A 23518-nucleotide genomic window follows, 5' to 3' on the forward strand; every position below is an offset into this window, starting at 1 on the left:
GATGGACTCGCTGATATCGAAATGATTCAAACAAGGGCAAGTTTATCTTTGCGGTGGGCCAAGGGTGGTCCGATGCGTGAAAACCCGCTGCGCGAGCGCCTGTTTGAGTAACGGTTTTCGAGGACTGAGTTGAAGCGAATGCTTGGTTTGCTGGAAGCGGTGGGTGGTTTGCGGCCGGAGAGGAGGGGGGATTCGGCCAGCCGATTGAGTAAAGTCGACGGGAGCTCAGCTGTGCGCTTCCCGATAGCGACCGTAGGCGTCGATGATCTTCTGCACCAGATGGTGGCGCACCACGTCGCTAGATTCGAATCGGTGGAAGTGGATGCCTTTTAGGTTTTTGAGAATCTTTTTGACCTCCAGAAGGCCGGAGACGCGGGATTTTGGAATATCGATCTGCGAAACGTCGCCGGTGATGACCATCTTGCTGCCTTCTCCCAGGCGGGTGAGAAACATCATCATCTGTTCGGAAGTGGTGTTTTGGGCTTCGTCGAGGATGACGAAGGAGTTGCTGAGGGTGCGTCCGCGCATGTAGGCGAGAGGCGCGATTTCGATCAGGCCGCGCTCGGTGAGCTTTTCCACGTCTGTGGGGGTGAGCATGTCGTGCAGGGCGTCGTAGAGCGGGCGCAGGTAGGGCAGGATCTTCTCCTGCAGGTCTCCTGGCAGGAAGCCGAGGGTCTCTCCCGCCTCGACGGCCGGTCTGCTCAGAATGAGGCGTTCGATGCTGCCATCGAGCAGTTTTGAAACGGCGGCGGCCATGGCGAGATAGGTTTTTCCGGTACCAGCAGGTCCGATGCCGAAAATGACGTCGTTTTCGAAGATGGAGCGCAGGTAGCGTTTTTGGCCGAGCGTCTTGGGCACGATGCTCTTGCGCTTGGTACGGATGACGGTGCCGCCCTCGTAGAGTTCGGCCATCTCCTCCTGGCGACCTTCGGAGACGCCCAGAGTGGTCTTTTCGAAGTCGCGGTCCTTGACGGCGAGCCCTTGCTCGCGGCCCTGCAGCAGCAGGTCGAAGACCTGGGCGATGGACTCGATGGAGCTTTCCTTCTCCGCTTCGATCTGGATCCAGTTGTCGCGAGCGACCACCGAGGCGTCGAAGGTGCGTTCGAGCAGTTCGAGGTTTTCCTCATGTCCGCAGTAGAGCTCGTTGAGCTGCCGCGGGCTTTGGAAGTGGATTTTGCGGGAAGGCATGTTAGGGAGCGAATTCCGTGTGGCGAGTGATCGGGAAAGGATGGGGAGAAGGGGCTCTCGTTCTCCAATCAAAATTCACGTTTCAGGGTTTCTGAAAGGTGGTCCCACATGGCGGCGAGGGATTGCGGGAGGACTCGGGTTTCGCCCAGCACGGGCATGAAGTTGGTATCGCCTGACCAGCGCGGCACAATATGCTGGTGGAGGTGGCGCGGCACGCCCGCCCCGGCGGCTTCCCCGAGATTGATGCCGATGTTGAAGCCGTCCGGCCGGAGGGCTTTTTCGAGCAGCTTTTTGGCTTTGATGGTGGTTTTTGTGAAGCAGAGCAGCTCTTCGTCGCTGAGGTCCTCCAGATGGGGGGCTTCGCGGTAGGGCAGCACGAGCAGGTGGCCGGCGTTGTAGGGGTACCGGTTCATGAGGATGAAACTGTGGGCTTCCCGGGAGAGGACCAAGTTTTCCTTGTCGTTGTCCAACTTGGGCAGATCGACGAACGGTCGGCGCTCGGACGGAGTTTTGTCCTGCTTGACGTACTCCATTCTCCAATATGCGTGAAGATGCTCCATAGTGATAAGGGGCTGGAGAATAGGTGCCGCCGGTCGCTTGTCAATGAGAGCGAGACGGGGGCGCGATCGAGCGGAGGAGGTCGCCAGGGGCTGTCTCGGCGGCGTCGAATTTGCCGTTCGGGGAGCTTGCCTTGTGGGTCGGTCGTTGTTTTTGAAGGCGGGAGTGTTTATTTGGATCTACAGGATTCTGTTTCTGCCATTGGCCCTACTGAGCTTGCCGGGCTATCTGCTGCATATCCGCAAGCGCGGCGGGTACCGCGACCGTTTTGGCACCCGCTTTGGCAAGGGCTTGAAGGTGCCGCCGAAAGCTCCCGGGAGGAAACGCATCTGGATCCAGGCGGTCAGTCTGGGGGAGATGCTGGCCATCGAGCCCCTTCTCAAGCGGTTGGAGTCCGAGCCGGAAATCGAAATCTATCTCACCGTCACCACCAGCACCGGCTATGCCCTCGCCAAGGAAAAGTACGGCCGGCAGGCGGTTGGCATTTCCTATTTTCCCATGGACTTCTGGCTGTTCAGCCATCGCGTCTGGAATCGTATCGACCCCGATCTGGCGATCTGCGCCGAGACGGAGCTGTGGCCTGAGCACCTGCAGCAGGCCAAGCGTCGCGGGGTGCCGTTTCTGCTGATCAACGCCCGTCTTTCGGATCGATCCTTCCGCCGCTCGCTGCAGCTTCGCTGGCTCTACGGCGGTTTCATGAATCGCATTTCCCGAGTCTTCGCTTGCTCCGATCAGGACCGCAAACGCTTCATCAAGCTCGGAATGGATCCTGAGCGGGTGGAGACCACTGGCAACATCAAGGTCGACGTGACCATCGAGCCAATCCTGGACGAGCGGGAGAAGAGCGATCTCAAGGAGAGGCTCGGCCTGGGCTCCGGGTTTCTGTTGCTCGGCTCCTCCACTTGGCCCGGGGAGGAGGCGATGCTGCTCAAAGCCTTTCGAGCCCTGCGCGAAACCCAGCCCAGCGCCAGACTGCTCATCGTGCCGCGCCATGGCGAACGTCGGGATGAAATCGAAGCGTTGCTGCGTCGCGACGCCTCGGATCTGCGCACCCATTTCAAGTCGCGCGGACTTCCGCAGGGCGAGGTGGATGCGCTGATCGCGGACACCCATGGCGAGCTGAGGCAGTTGACCCAGCTGGCCGACCTGGTCTTTGTCGGAAAATCGCTGCCGCCGCACACCGAAGGCCAGACCCCGGTGGAGTGCGGCATTCTGGGGGTGCCGCTCCTTTTCGGTCCTGGCATGTCAAACTTTCGCAGCATTCGGGCGGGACTGCTGCAGTTTGGAGCCGCTCGCCAGGTGAACGACGAGCTCGAGGCCTTGGAAACCATCGTCTCTCTCAGTCAGGATGCCGAGTCGCGCAGAAGGATGGGGCAGGGCGGCAAGCGTTGGAAAGAGCAGAGCCAGGGAGCGGTCGATCGCACCGTGGACGGCATAAAGGCTTGGCTCGCTTCGAAATAGGGAGCGTTGCTCGATCCTCTTCCAATAGCGGGCTTCAGGCCGCGGATACCCACTTGACACTGCCAGCCGAATGGCGATTTATACGGTCTGTATGGCAGACAAATCCGAAAAGTGGTCCGACAACGTAGCAGGCAAGTTTTACGTAGATGAGCAGTGCATCGACTGCGATCTCTGTCGCGAAACCGCCCCTGACTTTTTTACCCGAAACGACGACGAGGCGTATTCCTTTGTCTTTAAGCAGCCGGAAAGCCAGGAGGACATCGATCTCTGCATGGAGGCCTTGGAAGGCTGTCCGGTAGAGGCCATTGGCGACGATGGCGACGAGTAGGACTCCCCACAGGTAGACTTTTGGAAAACGCGGTCCCATCGGGGAGCGCGTTTTTTTGTGTCGGGATCCTTTGGGGTCGGCTCAAGAAGGCCTCAGGAGAAACGCTTCCAGAGGGACGGAGAGAACAGGGCCAGGATCGCGTACAGCTCTAGGCGGCCCATGATCATGAGCAGAGACAGGAAGATCTTGGTGTGCGAATGCAGAAATCCGAAGTTTTCGGTGGGGCCGACCTCGGCGATGCCGGGCCCGACATTGAAGAGGGTGGCGTAGACCACGGAGAGGCAGGTATCCACCTGGTGCGTGGTTTCGAAAATGGCTACTACAACCATGGAGGAGCTGATCACGCCGCCGATGAGAATAAGGTAGTTGACCACGTCGGCCAGGGGCTGCGGTCCGAGAACGATGCCGTTTATCTTGATCTGGCGCACCACCCGCGTGCGGAAGGAGCGCTCGATGCTCAGCAGGCTCATGCGCGCGGCGATGACCACGCGGGAAATCTTGATGCCGCCTGCGGTGGACCCGGTGCAGCCTCCCAATACCATGAGCAGCAAAAGAAGCATTTGCGGCAGGGCGCTCCATTGGGCGAAGTCCTCGGTGGCGAAGCCGGTGGTGGTCATGATCGAAACCACCTGGAAGGTGCCGGCGCGGATGGCGTGCTCCGCGTCCCAGGCGGTCCCATCGAGCATGAGGTAGGCGCTCACGAGCGCGGATGAGCCGAGCAGGAGGCTGAAGTAGACGCGAAACTCGGTGTTGCGGCGCAGCAGGTGGAACTTGCCGAGGCAGAGGCGCAGGATGAAGAGGAAGTTCAAGCCGGCCAGGGACATGAAGACGATGGATACCCACTCGATGGCGGGGCTTTGGAAGGCGGCGAAGCTGTCGGTCCGGGTGCTGAAGCCAGCGGTGGAGACCGTGGTGAAGGAATGGTTGATGGCGTCGAACCAGCCCATGCCGGCGAAGTGGTAGGAAAGGCAGCAGGCGACGGAGAGGCCGAGGTAGACCCAGACCAGTCGCCCGACGGTGGATTGGATGCGGCTTTCCTCGAACTCGGCCACGGAGCCCGAGGCTTCCCCGGCGTAGAGCATCTTCCCGCCAACTCCGATGAATCCCAGCACGGCTACGAAGAAGACCACCACTCCCATGCCGCCGATCCATTGGCTCAAGCAGCGCCAGAACATGATGCTGGGCGGAAAGGACTCCAAGTCGGTGAAGACGGAGGCCCCGGTGGTGGTCAGACCGGAGGAGCTTTCGAAAATGGCGTCGGCGAGGGTGGCGTCCGGAAGGGCGATCACGTATGGGACCGAACCCACCAGGCTGGCGAGCAGCCAGGCGATGCCGATGGTGGCTAGGGCTTCCTTGCGGAAAAACTTCTTGGTGTGGCGGCGGCCGATCCAAAGAAAGGCGGTCGCGGCGGCCATGGAGATGCCGCAAGCGGTGTAGAACGCCTTGTGCGTGATGGCCGCGTGCTCGGGCGAGTCCATGAAGAACGACACGCCGATGCACAGGAAGAACGCCATGGCGAGGATCAGCATGGCGACGCCGATGAGCCGTGATACGAGGGGAAAATTCATGGATGCGAAAGCGGGAGGAAGCGAGCGGCGCGCCCAGCGGCTCGGGAGTGGTTTCGATCTATTTGGTCAGCTTTAGCAGCTCCTTGATGCGGCTCTTGCAGATGATGGCGATGATGGAGTCGCCCGCTTGCAGCACGTCGTCGCCGGTGGGCGTCTTGGGCATGTAGTTGTGTTCGTGCCCCACCAGCACGCATTCCTTGGGCCAGGCCACGTCGCGAATGCGCTTCCCGGCTACGGCGGACTTTTCCGCGATGTCGAGCTCGATGATGCAGTTGCTGTCCTGCGCGCCCTGAGCGTTTTCCTCCAGCTCGATGAAGGGCTTCTTGCCGATGTAGCGCAGCACCTCGTTGGTGGCCGCCACGCGCGGCGAGACCGCGAGCTCGACGCCGAGCGAGTTGCTGAGCTTTTCAAGAATCTCGATGTAGTCCGCCCGGTTGATGGCCAGCATGGTGTGCTTGGCCCCGAGCTTGAAGGCCTGCAGGCAGGTCATGATGTTGTCCTCGTCGTCCTTGCGGCAGGCTACGAAGAAGTCGGAATGTCCGACCTCCTCCTCTTCCAGGACGCGCAGCGAGGTGCCGTCGCCATGGATCATGGTCACGTTTGGCAGGCGCTCGGCCAGGGACTGGCAGAGTTTCAGGTCCTTTTCGATGATGCGGATCTTGAAGCGCGGATTGGAGAGCAGGCGGGCCAGCGAGATGGCGATTTCCGAGCCGCTGAGGATGGTGACGGCGATCTTGGCCGAGCCTTTCGACGAGGGATCGAAGAGGGCCTTGGTCTCGAAAAGGGAATCTGGATGACCGAAGACGGTGACTTGATCGCCGACCTTCAAGGTGGTGTTGGCGTTGGCGACCAGGTTTTCTCCCTCCCGATTGATCAATCCGATGCGGATGTTTCCGGGCAGACGGAGTTCCTTGAGCGGGATGTTCACCACCTTGGCCCCCTGCTGGATCTCGATGGACTTCACCTCGATCTGGCCGCGTCCGAAGTCCTCCACTGCGACTCGGCCGGGATTGCGGATGCGTTTGGCGAGTTCCACTGCGGCGAGGGCTTCCGGATTGACCAGGTGGTCGATGCCGAAGTGGCGCTGGTGATTGATGAGGGAATTGTCCCGGTAGGTGCTATCGTGAGCCCGGGCGAAGGTCTTTTCCGCCCCGAGAGCCTTGGCGAGCGAGGCGGAGACCAGATTGATCTCGTCGCTGCTGGTCATGGCCAGGAAGAAGTCGCACTTGTTCACCCCGGCTCTGAGCAGGGCGCTGGCGGAGCTGCCGTTTCCTTTGATCACCCGCGCGTCGATGGTCTCGCTGAGGGCGTCCGCCAGCGTCTCGTCGCGCTCGATGACGGTAACGTCATGATCCGCAACGCTTAGGGTTTCGCTTAGATGGGTGCCGACCTCGCCAGCTCCGACGATAACGATCTTCATTGAGAAGAGCGTCTAGGCGATCGAAGTAGACGGGGCAAGGAAAGCTTTTTGTGGAAAACGAGTAGGCGGAGCGGCGAACCGGCCGTCTCCGAACGCGGCTATCTCGTCCCTTTTTTGTACCAGGCGCCGTCTTCCGCTTGCAGCCAGACGCCGTCGGCGGACTTCTTTCGCAGCTCGGCGGCCCGACCTTGGCCCACTACCGCGGTGGTGAGTCCCAGCTTCTGAGCCACGATGGTGTAGAGGGCCCGGCGGTCGGCGTTTTCCTCGTTCATCAGCTTGGTCTGTTCCGGGGTGAGCATGGCTCGCTGCTCGAGCAGCCCGTTTTTGTTTTCTCCCACCAGACCTTTGGTTTTCAGGGCGTCGATCTGGTCGACGCGCTGGAGGATGCGCTGTTTGATGGCCTCTTCGTCGTCGCTTTGGGCTGAGAGCGGAGCGGTGGAGAAGAGCAGAGCGATGAGGGCGAGAAAGAGAGGGAATCGAACGGTGTTCATGGCTGTTTTGACGGATGGTTGTCTTGGAAAATTCATTGTTCGGTTACGGTGGAGGACGCGGCGTCGATTTCGCTGAAGATGTCGGCCAGCTCCTGTTGAAGCTGAACCTTCAGGTTGATATCGAGATTGAGGTAGATGGGGTCGAAGGTGCTGTGCGTTCGGACCGAGAGGCAGCCGGAGGCGCTCAGGGCGAGAAGGGCCAGGGTGGCGGCCGCGAGCATCGGTTTCGGCGAGGGAGTTTCAGGTGGTTTCATAGTCGGAATGAGCATGGAGTCTAAAGGGAATTGAGTCGAATGAGGAAGTTATAAAGTTCGCTCATGGTGCCGTGCACGCGCACTGAGATGACCACCGGTAGCGTCATCTCTTCGGTGCGCGCGGAACCGGAGAGCTGCACCCGCAATGGCGTATCGGGATCGTCTTCGGGAAAAAGCTGGGCGTCGAACTGGTCAATGGTCACGTTTGAGAGCGATCGTTCGACGATGCGTTCCGGCTCGATATTCAGAAATTTCAGCACTCGGTCGGAAAGGCTGGGCTTCTGCTTCGGTGCGTTGGGATCGGAATCGGTCAGCAATCCCTCCGCGTGGTAGCTCAGCGTGGCCGTCTCTCCGCTGGGAAGCTGCAGGTGGCCTCGTTGCGGCTCGAACTGCCCATCGCGCAGCCTGAAGGGAAGCCGACCGTTGACGTTTCCTTCCATCTCCCCATCGAAAAGGTCCGCGTAGCGCGACAGCTCCCCAAGCGAGATGCGCTCAAGCTGGATGCTTCCTGCGAAGTCGGATCCATCGAGTGGCAGCTGAAGGGGGTCGAGGCGAGCGGCTCCGGAAAAGAGCTGGAGCTGGGCCAGGCGAATGTCCAAGTGTGTCCCGTCGCGAACGATGAAGTCGACCGCGGCTCCCGAGGAGCGCAGATCGCCCGCTTGCAAGGCGTCGATGCGCAAGGACGATTGCAGATCGCCACCGTCCAGTCGGGTCAGCGATTCGAGAAGCACGCGACCTTCGATTCCGCTTGCCGAAAGCTGAGAAGGGGGATGGTTGAAGGATCCATCCGAGAGCTTGAGCGAGAGACTGGCGTCTGCTTCCGCAGCGGAGGCGCGGAACGCTCCCTCCGCTGAAATCGCCGCGGAGAAGGACGCTCCCATCGCCTGCGGAGCGAATCGGGACAGGAGATCCGAGTGGGCGAAGGTGGCGGGCTCGAGGTGGTAGCTTCCGGTGAGCTGGGCGTCGCTGAGCGGTTGGGCGAGATGGTGTTCGATGAGAAGGGAAAGCGGAACTCCGTCCAACATGGCGCTTGCGGTCGACGAGCCGCTGATCCCGTCTACAGTTCCTCGATGGGTTTGGTTCAGGTAGAGCTGATCCAGTCGCAGCGTATCGATGTTGAGGATACCGCAGCTCAGGGCGATTTCGAGCGAATAGTCGCCGCTCTCTTCGTTGGCGAACTGAAGTGAACCGCCGCTCCACTGCGCTCGTGCGGAGGCGCTCTCGATCTGGCTGGCTTGCCAATCGATTTTCGCGGTGAGCTTCGAAGCGATCCGTTCGAAGGAAGCAGGCCCTGGCGTCGTCTCCAACAGCTCGGTCGTGATGTCTGAAAACGCGACCTCTCCCTGTAGCGAAAGGCCCTCGCCGCGCAAGCTTTCGAACTGTGTAGAAAGGTTGGATACGGAAAACGTAGCGGTGCCGCGATAGGTTTCCGCGATGGCGTCTTCCGTCGCGTCAATGATGATCTGGAGGTCTCCCTCCGCGCTCGCTCCCTCCGCGCTGGCGAATAGCTGGGCTGCATCGGAGTTCTTCAAGGTCAGGAGATAGGTGGATTCTCGGTCCCCGATGGAACTGCCCAGAGAGAGCTCTAGCGGGGCGACGCTTAAGGCCACTGGAAACCCCTCCAGACCTTTGGCGTGGAGGATGGATTGGAATCGAAAATCGATCGGCAGTTCGTCGTCCTCCGGAATGCCGATGCTCCCTGTTCCGGCTTCCAGTACCGCGTCGCTTGAGCTGCGGAAGCGAATCGGATCCGATGTGAAGGCTATCTGGGAGAAGTCTCCGGAAAACCGAGTCGAAAATGGGGCTATGGCGTATCCGGAAACAGAAGACGTTTCGAATCTCGCTGCGCCTGAAAGTTGGGGAGATGCTTCATCGTCTAGCTGCAGGTTCGCTTCCAAGGTGAAGATGCCTTGAGCGGTGTCCTGATCATAACGCCAAGCGATCGGTTGAATCGATTCCACGGATACGCTAGTCGAATCTTCGGACCAGAGTTTCAGAGAAAGGGGAGTGTTCGGAACGAGGGCGAAGGTGTCCCACTCGAGACGCTGAGGCGTGGTCTCTAGCTGCGCCTCGAAGCTGTTCAGGTCGTCGCTATGAACGCTGATCTTGAGTTTCGGGAGCGTGGCGGTCAGATCGTCGTATGAGAAGTCGAGATCCGCTATTTCCAGGGTAGCCGTCGATTCGATTTGCTTGGCGTCGGAGAAGCGAAGCCCGAACTTTCCGTTTGTCTGCCCCAGGGTATGGATTGACGTATCAGGCAATCGACTACGCCAGTCGGGTAGGAGCCGGTCGAGTGTTGCGCTAGGGTCGGAAAGCTGAAATTGGGCGCCGATCTGCAGCTTTCCGTCGTTGTCAAGCACCCCATCGAGCGTCAGAGCGTCTGTGGCGTCAGCGAGCTGGAGGTCGAAGCGAAGCCCTTGCTCGGGCGTTCGGTTGGCTTTCGCATCGAAGGATATTTCCTCTACGCCAAAAGCGCTGACCACGGTCAGCGACGCATTTGAAATGCTCAGCGCGTCGAGGGGAATCTGTTGCAAGGGCAGGCTCTGAAGAAACGAGTGGAGATTGTCCGGGCTGAGCTCGAGGTCGCTTTCTTCATCTCCGTCGGATTCCGGGATGTGGACGCGCGCGCGAAGTCCTTCTATGGTTAGGCCGTCTATCTTGCCCGCTTCCCATAAGCCATCGATCGTGTAGTTGATGCGCAATGACTCTATTTGCGCCTCGCCGAACTGTGTCGCCAGAGAGATGCCGCTAGCCTGCGTGGTTTCCAGGGAAAGCTCGTCGACAGTGAGCTCCACGCTTTCAAAACCCAGTTTAGCGAGCTCGCGCTGCGCCAGGGAGCTCGCGATCGGAGCTCGAAAGATCCAGGCGCCGAGCAGCGCCAGGAGCAGGGCGATGGCAAAGGCGGCGAGAGATAAGCCGGCTTTTTTGGCGATGGCGGGGAGTCTTTTCACAAGATGCGACAACAGGAGTAACAGTTGACTAGTGAAAAGCTCCTAGGTTGCAACTGGATCGAGCAGCGAAACCTATTAGGGCTTGGAAAAATGCTTCCGCATCGCCGCCACCCCGCGGGCGAAGGATTCCGCAGGGTCGCCCTCGGGCGCCACGATCGTCGCCGCCTCCCGCGCCGCGGGCCAAGCGTGGTCCATGGCTACGGAGAATCCTGCGAGCTCGAACATGGGGATGTCGTTGTTGGCGTCGCCGAAGGCCGCTAGCTGTTCGGGGTCGATGCCGAGGTGCTTGACGAGGGCTTCGAGGGCCGAGCGCTTCGAGGTCTTCGGGTTGGCCTGCTCGAAAATGTTTTTCAAGCTGCGAACCGTGTACAGCTTGCTCTCCTTCAGGAAAGGATCCTTTTCCAGCTCGTCCAGGCGCTCATCCGTATCGAAATAGACGACTTTGAAAATGGCCTCTTTCACCACCTCCTCCGGAGTCGTAAGCGTAGGGCGGATACCAGCCAAGTCGCTGTAGTAGTCGATCCAAGGTCCCTCGCTGAGCGTGTAGATTCCCGAAACGGTGTAGATGGCGATGGCGAGTTCGTTTTTCAGTCCAAACTCGAGAGCGCGGGTCGCGTCGTCCGCGTGCAGATGAGATTCGAAGATCGTATGGGTGTTCTCGATGTCGGAGGCGTATCCACCCTGAGCGGACACCATGTATTCGATTTGGGGGAGCTTCCTGGCATGCGGCAGCATGCTCAGATAGTGGCGCCCGGAGGCGAGAATGATATGGACTCCCTGCGCATGGAGTTGCTCGATCGCGGCCCGGTTGGCGTCGCTGATCGACAGATCGGGAGCGAGCAGCGTGCCGTCAAGGTCGATGGCGACCGCTTTGATCGGAAGGGGTGGCGTTTGCGAAGCTTGGCTCATATCGGCCGCGAATTCAGGCCGAAGCCCGCCAACGGCGCGAGAAAATACCTTTGCCGACCCGCAATTGTAAGCAAACCGATTGCAACTCGTTTTCGCAACGTGGCGAAAAAGCGTTGCTCGCCAAGCCGCTCCGATGGAGCGGTCGTCAGTCGAAGTGCCTTAGCAGGGAATCGTGGATGTCGAGGCTGTCGAGCGCTTCGTCTTCGGTGGCTTGAGAGGAGATGTATACCGGCCAGTCGCGGGTGTGTTTCGGGGTGCAGCCGTGGGAGCCTTTGACTAGGCTGGCGTCGAGCGGGATTACATCGAGCAAGGCCCGGAAGCCGAGTTTCTTCTTGAGAAGGAACGTGGCGATTTTGGCCGGCGGGAAACGGAGTTTCGGATCGATGAAGAGCTCCACAGGGTCGTAGCCCGGCTTGCGATGGATATCGACGCAGCGGGCGAAGTCGGGCGCCACGGCGTCGTCGAGCCAGTAGTAGTAGGTAAACCAGCTGCTTTCGTCGGCCACCGCGATAAAATCTCCCGATCGGGCATGCTCGATGCCGGCTTCGCTTCGGCCGCTGCGATCCAGCACCTTGGCTATGCCGGGCAGCGCTTCCAAGGTGGAGCGGACCTCCGAGGCGATGCTTGGATCGTTCAGGTAAACGTGAGCGACCTGGTGATCCGCGATGGCGAAGGCTCGGCTGGCCCCGCAGTCGAGCTGTTCGCGTCCCAGTTCGTCCTTGATGGTGATCCAGCCCTTTTGGCGCAGGGCGCGGTTGATGTGAATCGGGCGGTCCACCTCGGTGATTCCGTATTCGGAAAGCAATACGACCTCCACGTCGCGACTTTGGTAAAACGCGATCAGATCGCCCACGACCTCGTCGATGAGCTGAAGATCCTTGCCGATGTCGGGATGGTTAGGGCCAAGGCGCTGCAGGTTGTAGTCGAGGTGGGGCAGGTAGACCAGACTGAGAGTTGGCTGGGACTCTTTCTCGGTCCATTTGGCGGATTCGGCGATCCAGCGAGAGCAGTCGATGCCAGCTTTCGGACCCCAGAAGGTGAAGAAGGGAAAGTCCCCGAGCTCCGCTTTGATCCGTTCCCGCATATCCATGGGCTGGGTGTAGATATCGAAAACCTTGCGCCCGTCCGCTGGATACATCGGTCGAGGGGTGATCGTGTAGTCGGCTGACGAGTACATGTTGTACCACCAGAAGAGCTTGGCGCAGGTGAAGTTGGGATCGCGTCGCTTGAGGGTCTGCCAAAGCTTGGGCTGGGTGACGAGGTGGTTGGACTGCTTCCAGAAATGGACCTCGCTGTACTGGCGATTGTACCAGCCGTTTGCCACGATGCCGTGGTCCTTCGGAGGCTTGCCGGTCAGGTAGTTCGACTGGGCGGTGCAAGTGACGGCGGGGAAGGCCGGCTTCACTGGGCGCGAGTGGCGGGTCTCGGCGAAGGCCTTGATGCGCGGCGTGCGCGCTCCGATGTGTCCTTGGGTGAGACCGACGACGTTGAGGACTGCGAGACGCATGGCGAAAGGATGAAATCCGTTTGGAGGGTGGCGGATGCGGCTTCGCTACGGCTATCGTCCTAGTTCGATGGATACGGGTAGGCGTAGGTCGCTGATCGACTGGAGAATGGTCTTTGTATCCATCTCGTGGATTTCAAGCCGTTTCCCGATGGCGCTGAGCAAGGTGATGGTGAGCTCGCCTCCGAGGTGCTCGCGAAATTCCTCCAAGCCCGCGAGGGTGGCGTTTTGCCCGAGATCGTTTTCCAGCTCCAATTCCGGAGCGTAGGTTTCGAAGCCCAGCTTGCGGATCAGATCCAGGATGCGCTGGGCGCTATGCGGGTCGAGCAAGCCCATCCTTTCGGAGTAGATGGTGTCGAGAGCGATGCCGATGGCTACCGCTTCGCCGTGGGAGATGCGGAAGCCGGATAGCTGCTCGAGCTTGTGGGCGGCCCAGTGTCCGAAGTCCAGCGGGCGCACGCTCCCGGTTTCGAAGGGATCGCCCGAGGTGGCGATGTGGGCCACATGGTGCTGGGCGGAGCGGTGAATGATCTCGCGCATGGCCGCGGTGTCGAAGGCCGCCAGGGCTTTGGCGTTTGCTTCGATCCATTCGAAGAAATCGCGGTCCCGAATGAGGGCCACCTTGATGGCTTCGATGTAGCCGTTGCGAAGGTGCTTCTCCGGCAGGGTGTCCAGCAGTGAGAAGTCGTTCACCACGGCGAAGGGAGGGGCGAAGGCGCCTACGAAGTTTTTCTTTCCGCGGAAGTTGAAGCCGTTTTTCACTCCTACCCCAGCGTCGCCTTGCCCCAGGGTGGTGCTAGGAAAGCGAACTAGGCGGATACCCCGATGGGCGGTCGCCGCCGCGAAGCCCACCGTATCGAGCAAGGCTCCGCCGCCGATGGCGACGATGTAGCTGTGTCGGCAGATCTTCTGGGCTTCGATCTCAGCGTAGATACCTTTCAGGTAGTCGGTCTCGTTTTTGATGGCCTCGCCGGCGGGCAGGAGGTGAATGCCGCGCAGGTCGAGCGTCTCCCCATGCACGGCGCAGTAGGAGGCGATGTTGCGGGCGAGCTGCGGCTGGGCGGCGGCCACGCCTTCGTCGATGTAGAAGATCACACGGCTGGCCCCCTGGTTGCTGCCTGATCGGATCAGGTTGCTGAACAGCAGGTTACGCGAGTCGAAGGCGTTTTCGGTGAAGAGGACGCGAAGTTGGTAGGGGATCGCGATCGAATGTTCGATGTTGGGCAGATTCGACATTGGAAAGGTGACGGCTAGGGCCCCAAGGGCGATTGCTTTAGAGATGGATTAGTAACAGGCGCTCAGGTCGACGCAACGTAACGTTGAGCGGCGGTGGTCGCCGCGAAGAAGGCGGCGAAGATGAAAAGGTGGTTTTGCGTAGCGAGTCCAAGAGTGGAGACGATCATCAGATCGAGCAGCGGAATGCTGGCCAACAATGGAGCAATTGTTTTGCCAATTACGAGTTTACCCTCGATTCGAGCGCGAAGGAAAGCCCTAACGTACCAGGCGAGCACCAGAGCGACGACGGCCCCGCGTTGGGCGTCGAAGGATTCGGATCGGTAGTAGAAGGCCCCGACGATGGGCAGGGCGATCATGACCAGGGCAGGGTAGTCGATGGCGTTGTCCGTGGCTTCGCTGCGGGCGAGGAAGGTGACTCCCATGATGAAGGTGAAGACGGTGCCGGCGGCGATGAGGTTGTAGGTGTCGATCCCGTTGGGGAAGGCGCCGGCCACCATGAGAAACAGGCCGGCGCGGCAGGCCGCCATGTAGACCGGAGAGATCGGGTTGTTCTTGTGCCCGATGTCGTAGAGCAGGATGAAAACCGTCACGCCTGCGGCGATGGCCAGCGGAGTCCATCCGATCCACCCGATGGCGGCAAGGCCGGCACCCAGGTAGGCGAAGCCCCAGTTTCGAACGGCGTTCGCGGGTATCTTTCCGGAGGGGATGGGCCGCTCCGGCCTATACCGCTGATCGAACTCGCGATCGAAATAGTCGTTGAGGTACATGCCTCCGGTGTAGAGCAAGCTCGAGCCGGCGAGGAATCCCGCGAGCTCGAGGGCGTCGTAGCCGCCCACGATGATCCAGGCGCAAACGATGTTTGACCAGACGGTGGCGAGGTTCGAGACGCGTCCGAGGACTAGGTGGGTGCGAAGGGATGTCACGTAGCGGCAGGATGCGACAGTTTTTGTAAAAGGAAAGCGGGAAGGGCCACGAGTATCCTGTCCCTCAGGGGAAGAAAGGAAAATCCCTGAGGAGCGAATCAACTTTTCTCGGTGAGTCTCCAGAGTGCGGGGCGAGCTGCGGGCCGCCTTGGCGCTTCTATTCGAGCTGTTTCCGCGCAATTGCGGATTTGTGTTGTGTCGGACGCGTCAAAACGCCGATGAATCTGTCGGTACAGTTTTATGCTAATTTGGGTGGATTTTCGAAGGGGGCGGGGGCGTCGGAAGATGGTGGCCGCCGCGCTGACGGGGCTGGTTTTTGCGGCATGCGCGATGGGGCAGGTTCTGGTGGTGAGCGAGCTGATGTATCATCCGCCGGGGCGCGATGCGCTCGAGTCCCGGGAACTGGAGTTTCTGGAGCTCCACAACCGTGGCGACCTGACCTTGGACCTGTCTGGCTACGCCTTTACCGAAGGCATCGACTTCGCCTTCGCGGAAGGCAGTTCTCTGGCCGCGGGGGAGTATCTGGTGCTGGTTTCATCGACAGCGGCATTCGCAAGCGTCTACGCCGAGGTGTCGCCGTTTGGCGAATACGAAGGGCAGTTGGCGAACTCCGGGGAGACTGTCGGGCTGGTGGATGGACTCGGCCGCCAGGTCGCCCGCCTGAGTTTCGGGGATAAGAGCCCGTGGCCTGTCACGCCGGATGGCTTCGGTCCGTCCCTGGTTTTGAAGGACGAGTCTCTAAGTGAAATCGCGTGGACGGATCCCGCCGCTTGGCGTGCGAGCTCCCGAATCGGCGGATCGCCTGGAGGGCCAGATGCCGCGTTGGAGGAGCCGGCGATCGTGGTGAACGAAGTGCTTTCGCATACCGATCTGCCGCAAGTCGATGCGGTGGAGCTGCGCAATCTGGAGAGCGAGGCGGTGGATATCAGCGGCTGGTATCTGACGGACAACTACGAGCAGCCGAAGCGCTACCGAATCCCGGAGGGCGCTGTGATCGAGGCTGGCGGCTATCTCGTCATAACGGAGGAGGCCTTCGCCGCGTTCTCCCAAGGGGAGAACGCGTTTCGTCTCGATAGCCATGGAGAAGCGGTTTGGATCTTTTCGGGCGACGAGCAGGGCGAGTTGAGCGGGTATGTTCACGGCTTCGAGTTCGGAGCCACCGCGAATGGGGTTTCGCTTGGCCGTTTCGTCGACAGCGGAGGCGTCGAAAGGCTGGTCGCCCTCGAATCGCTCAGTCTAGGGGAGCCCAACGGCGAAGCGTTGCTCGGGGATATCGTCATCTCGGAGCTCATGTTTGATCCGGCCTCAGGGGAAGCGGAATTCGTTGAGATCGTGAACCGGAGCGGCGACGCGGTGAGCTTGTTCGATGAAGCGAATCCGAGCAACGTCTGGAAGGTGCAGGGCATCGACTTCTCGTTTCCCCCTGGGGTCGTCCTGGCAGCGGATGAGGTCGCGATCCTCTGCGGCGTGGAGCCGGAGCTGTTTCGCGAGCGCTATGGACTGCCCGATTCGATCCAGGTATTTGGCCCGTTTGCGGGAAAACTGAGCAACGAGGGGGAGCGCCTGGCTCTCCAACGTCCCGATTCGCCGGACTTGTTGGAAAACGGCGAACTTTACGTGCCCTACGTCGATGTGGACTGGCTGATGTACTCCGATGCCGCTCCCTGGCCCGCAGCGATGTCGGAAGGGTTTAGCATCGAACGGCTTACGCTTGACGCGAAGGGATTCGATCCTGCTTCGTGGCGCCTCAGCCAATACCCGTCTCCGACGGCGGGCTGGGTTCCGACAGGGGTGTTCGAGAAGTGGATACAGACGCATTTCCCGGGAAACCAAGCCAATGAGCACGATGCCCAGCCCTTGGCCGACCCGGATCAGGACGGATTGGTGAACCTGCTGGAATATGCCCATGGTAGCGATCCGCGCCGCGCCAACCTTCCGTTGCCTGCGACGATCGCAGTGAGCCAAGCGACGCAGCTAGCGTTTGCGGGATCGAGCGATCCCAGCGACTTGAAGGTCCATCTCCTGGTCTCCTACGATTTGCAGTCGTGGGACGTCTTGCCGGAGTCCGCCTACGCGATTTCGGAGAGCCTGAGCCCGAAGGACGAAGGGGTGAAGCTGATTCGCTTCGCCTTGGGCGAAACGCCAGGCGAGAGTCGTTTCTATCGCATGGCGATCGAGCTGATGACAACGGATTAAACGCCTGGCCGCGGTTCGTGTTGCATTCACGTTACGAGTTGTATGCTGTGCATCGATCATCTATGGACGTCCGTAGGAATAAGTACGTTTTCGATTGCCGTGAGGTCCCACCATGGAGGGGACGAATTGCGAAGTGAAGCAGGATAATCCATTACTCTGTTCATCGGGAGGCGCGGAGACGGTCGAGGCGCCGCAGCCCCTGATCGCCCCTCCACGGATTAGGCATGAGCTGAAGTACATCGTGCCTGAGCGATACGCGGATGAGATTCGCGAGTACCTGCAGGTGTTTTGCGAGCCGGACTCCTTCGCCCAAGGGGAGCCACCCGTCTATACGGTATCCACGCTCCAGCTCGACACGCCGGCCTTGAGCTTGCACTTCGCCAAGGAACGCAAGCAAGTGAACCGTTTCAAGCTGCGCGTTCGCACCTATGGCGAGGAGCCCGCCGGAACGGTTTTTTTCGAGGTGAAACGCAAGGAGGAGAACTACGTGCGCAAGACGCGCTCCCGCGTCGCAGTCGCCGACTATGGGCCGCATTGCTTCGGCGAGTCACCGATGGTGCCGCGATTCAAGACCGAAGCGGAAGCGATGAACCACTACGAGTTTCTCCGACTCTATCGGTCCCTTGGGGCGTTGCCGATGGCCCATATTCGATACGAGCGCGAGTCCTGGATCGGAAATCCGGATACAAGCGTTCGAATCACCATGGATCGACGCATAAGGTATCGTCGAGCGAAGGACTTTTCGCTTCACGGCTTGTCGAAGCTTCCTTGGAGATCCATGGATACGCAGGTAGCCTTGCGTCGGCCTTTCGCAGGATTCGTGCTGGAGATGAAGTGCTCGTTGGAAGTGCCGACCTGGATTCTGTATCTCGTGAGGAAGTACAATTTGGAGCGGTCCGGGTTTTGCAAGTACTCCACCGCGATGCGGCTGGAGTCGCTGTTCCTGGGGGATACCTACACCGCGGGATCTGAACGTTGCTTTGGTTAACCGGAAAATGGATACGTTTATAGAAGGATTTGGGGCGATTCGCGAGCAGGGCCCGGTGGAGATCTTGACCGCTTTCGGCTTGAGCGCCCTGCTAGGGGTCCTGCTGGCATCGGTCTATCGTTGGACGCACTCGGGGTTCACCTATTCGCGTTCCTTCGTGCAGACGCAGGTGTTGGCCTGCGTGGTGGCGACGATCATGATATTGGCCATAGGCAACAACATGGCTCGAGGGCTCGGCATCTTAGGAGCTCTGGCTATCATACGCTTCCGCACGCCTATTCGGGACCCGCGCGACATCATCTTCCTGTTCGCCTCGCTCGCGGTAGGGATCGCTTCCGGGGCGGGCATCTACGCCATCGCGACCATCGGAGCCTTGGTGTTCAGCGCCTGCGTGCTGATTCTCAACTGGGTGCCGTCCTCCGCCAAGCGCAAGAACGAAGGCTTGCTGCGCTTCGTGGCGCCCAACGGGGTCAACTTGGAACTGTTGCTAGCGGACGTCTTCAAACACTACACCACGAGCGTGGAAATGGTCGCCATGCGGGAAGGCGCTCAGGGGGACGATATCGAGTATGCGTACCAAGTCTGTTTGGCTGACGCCTCCCTTTGTAGTGGTTTCATTGGTACGATCAAGCAAATCGAGGAGATTCGTGAAGCGAATTTCGTTATGCAGCGCGAGACGGTGGAGATCTAGGCCATGGCGGAGGATACGGAGACTTATCAGCTGCCGCCTCGCGTGAAGGCGATGATTCGGTTGAAGCGCTGGACCCGGCATTGGCCAGTTCTGCTTTGGGTCGGTTTGGCGTGGCTCGTGGCGCAGGGTCTTTTCTACTCGCGGGCTTCGCACGCGGTCTGGGGGATCGTCGACTACCGCAATGTTAGGGTGCTGGCGAAGGAGTCCGGAATCTTGAAAGAGGTCGACGCGTCGGTCGGGGGCGCGGTCAGACGCGGCCAGATCCTGGCGAGCGTGGACAGCGATCGCATCCGCTACGAGATCGCGGCGGTACGCAGTTCGGCTGATCGACGTCGAGTCGACGCGGATCGAGAGCTCTTTCGGGTCGAGCAGCGCATCGAATCGGAGTCGAGAGAGCTCGAGGCGCGACAAGCTCGCGAGCGGGCGGAGCGCGAGCTCCTGGTGGAGGAACTGGATCGGATGGAGGAGCTATTTGGCAAGCGGCTGATCGACCAATCGGCCGTAGTGGAAATGCGGACACGCTTGTCGGTGCTGGAGTCGTCGATCGAGTCGCTCTCGGAGAACCGCAAGGAGTTGGAAGAGGAGAGGGCGCGCATCGCTGAGCTGAGGCAACGCTGGCGTGACGAGGGGCAGCAGCATGGTGAGCTCGCGGCCTTGCTCGATTGGGAGCAGGCTCAGACGCTCTTGGCTCCCTGTGACGCCACGGTTTTGCGCGTGGATGCGCAGCAAGGCGATTTCGTTCAGGAGGGCGACAGCGTGCTCGAACTGTTGGCGGACGAAGCTCCGGTGGTTCGCGGATTCGCCCCATTGTCCTCCGGCTTGGATCTGATCGAGGGTCGCGAAGTGTTTTTGCGAGGTGAAGGCCTCGGGAGAACGGTTTGCGTGGGACGTATCGCTGCGGTGAATCCTTCGGTGGAGTCCCTGCTCGACACTTCCAACCCGATCATGAATCGCTCCATCCGGGGTCGTTTCTTTCAGGTCGCGTGCGACGGGCTGGAGGGACGCGTGGAGGGCGAGCGCTTGGAGATCCACTTCAAGGATCCCTCGGATAGTCCGGTGGCGACTTTGGTGGAAAAGGGATTCGCTATGCTGGGCTTCGAGAGATGAAGCCTCTGCGATCGAGTTGCGAGAGAATCCATCGGTATTCGTCGGAGACCTGATCGACAACGCTCTTGTTTTGTAGTTGATCAGGCAATACAGCCCAGGTGTAGGTTTCCATCTCGAAATGCTGACAGAGTTCAGGGGATTTCGAAATGAAGTCGAGCGTTTCGAGCAGATGGTCCGAAGTCGATTCGAGAGGGAGCTCGGGATCGGCGTGCAAGGGGATGTGAAAGTGGATACGCCACTCCTCGCTCGCGTCCCTCCCGTTTTCGCGCGCCTCGAGGGCGAGCGGCAGGTCCTCGTATCGAACGATTGGTGACTGGTTCGACCGTGCTAGGACCTGATGCAGGTAGGTTTCCTCGCGGAAGCTCTCGATAAGCGTTAGCGAAGGCTTGTCGAAGGTCCGAAGCTTGAGAGCGGAGCTGAGGTGGATCTTGCTCAACCTGATCCCGTTGCTTGAAAGCCTCTGGAGGGAATCGGCCGCCTTTTCGTATTCGAGAGCGAAGTGGCAGGTATCGTAGTTGAGCCCGACGCGTTGCAGCAGCTGTTCCGGGTCTGGATGACCGTCGACCAACTGGTCGAAAAAGGAAAGGGTTTCGGAGGTGTTTTCGAACCAGCCTAGCGGTTCCGGTTCCAAGCCGAGGTGCAGGTCGAGCTGATGCGTTTGGCAAAGGCTGTCGATATGATTGAAGCAGCGGTAGAGGTTTTGGCGCATCGCCTCGCTCTGCTCGGATGAATGGATGAAGCGCTTGAAGGATCCTGGCAGAGTGGATACGCTCCCGGAGACGCCCGGAGGGAGCAGCTGGGCGAGAATATCGAAGAGCCGATTGGTGTACTCGAGACGCTCAGGTGTGGTCCAGTCCGGGCGGTAGACTTGCTCCTTGACGCGCTGGTTGTGAAAGTTTCCGTAGGGAAAGCCGTTGATGGTGAAGACGTAGCAGTCGTTTTCCTGCAGCCAGTCGCGAAAGGCCAGCAAGGTCCGCGGATCGCTGAGCTCCTGGGCCGACGCGGCGCTGAGCCGCAGCCCGATGGCGTAGGGCTGCCTCGGGCATACGTTTCTTCGTACGCGCAGCACGTCGTTCTCCAGCGAACGGAAGGTCTCCTCCCAGTCTTTGCCTGGGTGAACGTTGGTGCAGTAGGCGAGGTGGGCGTTGTGGGCGAGTCGCATGGCCAGATCGTCAGGATCTCCTCAAGGGAAGGCCGTCTGGTGGAGGCTGGCAACCAAATGATTCGCCCTGATGGCGAAAGATGGAAGCCTCAGGAGGGGGGGCGGCTGCTGTGGCCGGCGCGGCGTTGGGCGATCTCGTGGCGAGCGCGTGCCAGGGCGGATTGCAGTTTCTCCGGCACGATCGGCTTGCTGAGGTAGTCGTTCATGCCTGAGGCGAGGCAGGATTCGCGATCGCCTTCCATCGCGTCGGCGGTCAGCGCGATGATCCAGGGGTCGGGATCCGTATCGGATAAACGACTACGAATGCGCTGGAGCGTCTCGAAGCCATTGATGCCTGGCATTTGGATGTCCATGAAAATGATGTCGTACTGGCGTTGCAGGCAGCGATCGAGGGCTTGGAAACCGTTTTCCGCAAGGTCAGCTTGATAGCCGAATTTGTCGAGCAGGCGAATCGCGACCATCTGGTTCACGTTGTTGTCCTCCACGATTAGCACGGACTCGGGATGGCGGACGCGCTCGGCAGGGAAGGGCTTGGGAGCGGAATTGGGGACCGGGGCGGTTTTGCTTCCCAGGCAGGTAGCGAGCAGGCATTGCGATAGATCGTAGGGGGAATAGGGCTTGATGATCCGGTTTGCGTAGAGCCCAGCTTCGCGCAAGCTAGGGCGGGCCTTGCTCAGGGGGGCCACGGCCACCAGCGGAAGCGGGTAGCGGCTATGCTCGATTTTCAGGGCGCTGGAGAGGTCGACCGCGGAGTCCGCCTTGAGGTCGAGATCGATCATGGCGCAGGAGAAGGGCGGTTCTTCGCGAAGCGCCGTCAAGGCTTCGCTTTCGGTGGATACGCGTCGGGACAGCATGCCGAAGGTCTCGAGCGTCTGGCTGAGGATCTCGCAGCCGCGACCTTCGTCGGCGACGATGAGGATGCGTTTGGATTGGAGCTCTGGGAGCGGAGCGATGGCGGGCTCGTCTTCGTAGTCGGCTTCGAGGATGCAGCGAAAGACGCTGCCTTTGCCGTACTCGCTCTCCGCTTCGATGCGGCCGTTCATGAGCCCCAGCAGGCGCCGGCAGATCGCGAGCCCCAGCCCGGTGCCGCCGTATTTGCGAGTGGTGGTGGCGTCCGCTTGGGAGAACGGCTCGAAAAGCCTCTTGATCTTTCCTTTTTTGATTCCGATGCCGGTGTCTCTGATCTCAACCACGATGCGTTTGACGTTGGGCCTTGCGGTGTCGGCATTGGTGAAGACGGCGAGTTCGATGCGGCCTTGTTCGGTGAACTTGATCGCGTTTCCCAGGAGGTTGACGAGGACCTGCCGCAGGCGGGTGGTATCTCCCACGATGCGCGCTGGGGTGTCGTCCGACACGGAGAACAGTAGCGCCAGTCCCTTTTCCGAAGCCAGAGGGCGAACCACTTCCAGGGACTGATGCAGGCAGTCCACCAGTTCGAAGGGCTCGTTTTCGGGCTCCACGCCTCCAGCTTCCAGCTTCGAGAACTGAAGGATTTCATCGATGATCGTGAGCAAGGCGTTTCCGCTTTCGGAGATGGTTTTGAGAAACGACCGTTGCTCGTCGGTGAGCTCGGTGTCTTCGAGAAGCGTCGCCATGCCGAGAACGCCGTTCATGGGGGTGCGGATCTCGTGGCTCATGGCGGCCAGAAACTGGCTCTTGGCCAAGTTGGCCTGTTCCGCTTTCACGCGGGCCTGCTTGAGTTCGTCTTCCGCCATCTTTCGTTCGGAGATCAGAGACATCGAGCCGATGAGGTGGTCGGGGTTGCCCGAGGAATCGTAGCTCGGCTTTCCGCGCAGCTGTATCCACTCCCATCGGTCCGACTTGGTGCGGTACCGGCATTCCACGTTGAAGCTGTCCGACGTCTTGAAGCGGATGCGGGAGAGTGCGGCTTCGAAGTGGGGCTTCTCTTCGGGATGCAGGCGCTCGAGGAGCTCGGTCAGCGTGTATTCGCGCTCGCGCATGTCCTTTTCCAAGTTCACCTGCCATCGTGGCGAGGTCCAGATGAGCTCCTTTTTCAGATCGATATCCCAGGCGCTCTCCTCGCTGGACTCCATGGCGTTTATCCAGCGGTTTGCCAGGCCGTGCAGCTTTCGCTCCTCAGCCGAGCGGTCCTCCACCACGCGGTCGAACCCGATGGCGACCGGCTGGCCGTTCAGCGTGAGGAAGGTGAGCGAGTACTCGATCAGAAACCGGTTGCCGTCCTTGTGCCGGTGCAGGGACTGGCCGGAAATGCTTTCCCCGACTTCGGGAGCGTCGAACCAGGTCTCATCCACCGTGGTGGTCCAAGGCACGTCGTGAAACAGGTCCAGGGACTTGCCGACCACCTCGTCGCGCCTCAAGCCGTGGCAACGGGCTGAAGCTTCGTTGCAATCGCCTAGAATGATAGGGATCTCCTTCGAAGGTCCCTTCACGATGAGATTTATTCCGTAGGGCGAGGTTTCCCAAAGGGCGTTGAGAAGCGGGTTTTCGCTGGCGATGTCCTTCAGGAAGTCGGGAGAGCGAGGGTGCTTTCCTGGCGGATGATCGATCGAGGGCATAAAGCGGAGAAGTTGATTGGCGTGAGGGAGGTGACCTCCGGTCTAG

19 protein-coding genes are annotated in these 23518 nt (G+C 60.2%); 6 read left to right on the forward strand and 13 right to left on the reverse strand.

Annotated features, from left to right (window positions below; genetic code table 11):
- Window positions 1–225: 225 nt before the first annotated feature.
- Both QEH54_RS07330 and QEH54_RS07335 read right to left on the reverse strand, forming a co-directional pair.
- Complete coding sequence (locus QEH54_RS07330; RefSeq protein ID WP_309017999.1) at window positions 226–1188, reverse strand: PhoH family protein; 963 nt, start codon at window positions 1186–1188, stop codon at window positions 226–228.
- 68 nt (window positions 1189–1256) lie between these two features.
- Entirely contained in the window at window positions 1257–1748 is a 492-nt protein-coding gene (locus tag QEH54_RS07335; protein WP_309018000.1) for an HIT domain-containing protein, read from the reverse strand.
- A gap of 199 nt (window positions 1749–1947) precedes the next feature.
- Between QEH54_RS07335 and QEH54_RS07340 the strand changes: the two genes are divergently transcribed.
- Both QEH54_RS07340 and QEH54_RS07345 read left to right on the forward strand, forming a co-directional pair.
- Window positions 1948–3207, forward strand: coding sequence for a glycosyltransferase N-terminal domain-containing protein (locus tag QEH54_RS07340; protein WP_309018001.1), 1260 nt, complete (start codon window positions 1948–1950; stop codon window positions 3205–3207).
- 91 nt (window positions 3208–3298) lie between these two features.
- Complete coding sequence (locus QEH54_RS07345) at window positions 3299–3535, forward strand: ferredoxin (protein WP_309018002.1); 237 nt, start codon at window positions 3299–3301, stop codon at window positions 3533–3535.
- Between the two features lie 92 nt (window positions 3536–3627).
- Here QEH54_RS07345 and QEH54_RS07350 read toward each other — a convergent pair whose 3' ends face one another.
- The 9 genes from QEH54_RS07350 to QEH54_RS07390 form a co-directional block, all read right to left on the reverse strand.
- The gene (locus QEH54_RS07350) at window positions 3628–5103 is read right to left on the reverse strand and encodes a TrkH family potassium uptake protein (RefSeq protein ID WP_309018003.1); all 1476 of its coding nucleotides are present in this window, start codon (window positions 5101–5103) and stop codon (window positions 3628–3630) included.
- Between the two features lie 58 nt (window positions 5104–5161).
- On the reverse strand, window positions 5162–6523 hold the full coding sequence (gene trkA, locus QEH54_RS07355) for a Trk system potassium transporter TrkA (RefSeq protein ID WP_309018004.1): 1362 nt from the start codon (window positions 6521–6523) through the stop codon (window positions 5162–5164).
- 98 nt (window positions 6524–6621) lie between these two features.
- Complete coding sequence (locus QEH54_RS07360; RefSeq protein ID WP_309018005.1) at window positions 6622–7014, reverse strand: YdbL family protein; 393 nt, start codon at window positions 7012–7014, stop codon at window positions 6622–6624.
- A 32-nt stretch (window positions 7015–7046) separates the two neighbouring features.
- Window positions 7047–7268, reverse strand: a complete 222-nt coding sequence (locus tag QEH54_RS07365) for a hypothetical protein (RefSeq protein WP_309018006.1) — start codon at window positions 7266–7268, stop codon at window positions 7047–7049.
- A gap of 20 nt (window positions 7269–7288) precedes the next feature.
- Window positions 7289–10219, reverse strand: coding sequence for a YdbH domain-containing protein (locus QEH54_RS07370; RefSeq protein ID WP_309018007.1), 2931 nt, complete (start codon window positions 10217–10219; stop codon window positions 7289–7291).
- Window positions 10220–10294: 75 nt separating this feature from the next.
- A complete protein-coding gene (locus QEH54_RS07375; RefSeq protein WP_309018008.1) occupies window positions 10295–11128 on the reverse strand; it encodes an HAD family hydrolase in 834 nt (277 codons plus the stop codon).
- Window positions 11129–11273: 145 nt separating this feature from the next.
- Window positions 11274–12635: an alkaline phosphatase family protein gene (locus tag QEH54_RS07380; protein WP_309018009.1), complete on the reverse strand. Its 1362-nt coding sequence runs from the start codon at window positions 12633–12635 to the stop codon at window positions 11274–11276.
- A 51-nt stretch (window positions 12636–12686) separates the two neighbouring features.
- Complete coding sequence (locus QEH54_RS07385) at window positions 12687–13868, reverse strand: 3-dehydroquinate synthase (protein ID WP_309018010.1); 1182 nt, start codon at window positions 13866–13868, stop codon at window positions 12687–12689.
- Window positions 13869–13930: 62 nt separating this feature from the next.
- Window positions 13931–14791, reverse strand: coding sequence for a UbiA family prenyltransferase (locus QEH54_RS07390; RefSeq protein ID WP_309018011.1), 861 nt, complete (start codon window positions 14789–14791; stop codon window positions 13931–13933).
- Between the two features lie 285 nt (window positions 14792–15076).
- Between QEH54_RS07390 and QEH54_RS07395 the strand changes: the two genes are divergently transcribed.
- The 4 genes from QEH54_RS07395 (at window position 15077) to QEH54_RS07410 (ending at window position 19773) form a co-directional block, all read left to right on the forward strand.
- Complete coding sequence (locus tag QEH54_RS07395; protein WP_309018012.1) at window positions 15077–16987, forward strand: lamin tail domain-containing protein; 1911 nt, start codon at window positions 15077–15079, stop codon at window positions 16985–16987.
- 112 nt (window positions 16988–17099) lie between these two features.
- The gene (locus tag QEH54_RS07400) at window positions 17100–17975 is read left to right on the forward strand and encodes a polyphosphate polymerase domain-containing protein (protein WP_309018013.1); all 876 of its coding nucleotides are present in this window, start codon (window positions 17100–17102) and stop codon (window positions 17973–17975) included.
- 7 nt (window positions 17976–17982) lie between these two features.
- The gene (locus tag QEH54_RS07405) at window positions 17983–18666 is read left to right on the forward strand and encodes a DUF4956 domain-containing protein (protein ID WP_309018014.1); all 684 of its coding nucleotides are present in this window, start codon (window positions 17983–17985) and stop codon (window positions 18664–18666) included.
- 3 nt (window positions 18667–18669) lie between these two features.
- Window positions 18670–19773: an HlyD family efflux transporter periplasmic adaptor subunit gene (locus QEH54_RS07410; RefSeq protein WP_309018015.1), complete on the forward strand. Its 1104-nt coding sequence runs from the start codon at window positions 18670–18672 to the stop codon at window positions 19771–19773.
- On the opposite strand, the gene eboE is transcribed toward QEH54_RS07410, so the two are convergent.
- Window positions 19751–20935 carry a metabolite traffic protein EboE gene (gene eboE, locus QEH54_RS07415; RefSeq protein ID WP_309018016.1) on the reverse strand — a complete coding sequence of 395 codons (1185 nt, stop codon included), beginning with the start codon at window positions 20933–20935 and terminating at the stop codon, window positions 19751–19753. The two genes, QEH54_RS07410 and eboE, sit on opposite strands and share 23 nt — an antisense overlap.
- A gap of 89 nt (window positions 20936–21024) precedes the next feature.
- The gene (locus QEH54_RS07420; protein ID WP_309018017.1) at window positions 21025–23472 is read right to left on the reverse strand and encodes a response regulator; all 2448 of its coding nucleotides are present in this window, start codon (window positions 23470–23472) and stop codon (window positions 21025–21027) included.
- Window positions 23473–23518 lie beyond the last annotated feature (46 nt).

Source organism: Pelagicoccus sp. SDUM812003 (assembly GCF_031127815.1).
In the GTDB taxonomy this organism is placed as follows: domain Bacteria; phylum Verrucomicrobiota; class Verrucomicrobiia; order Opitutales; family Opitutaceae; genus Pelagicoccus.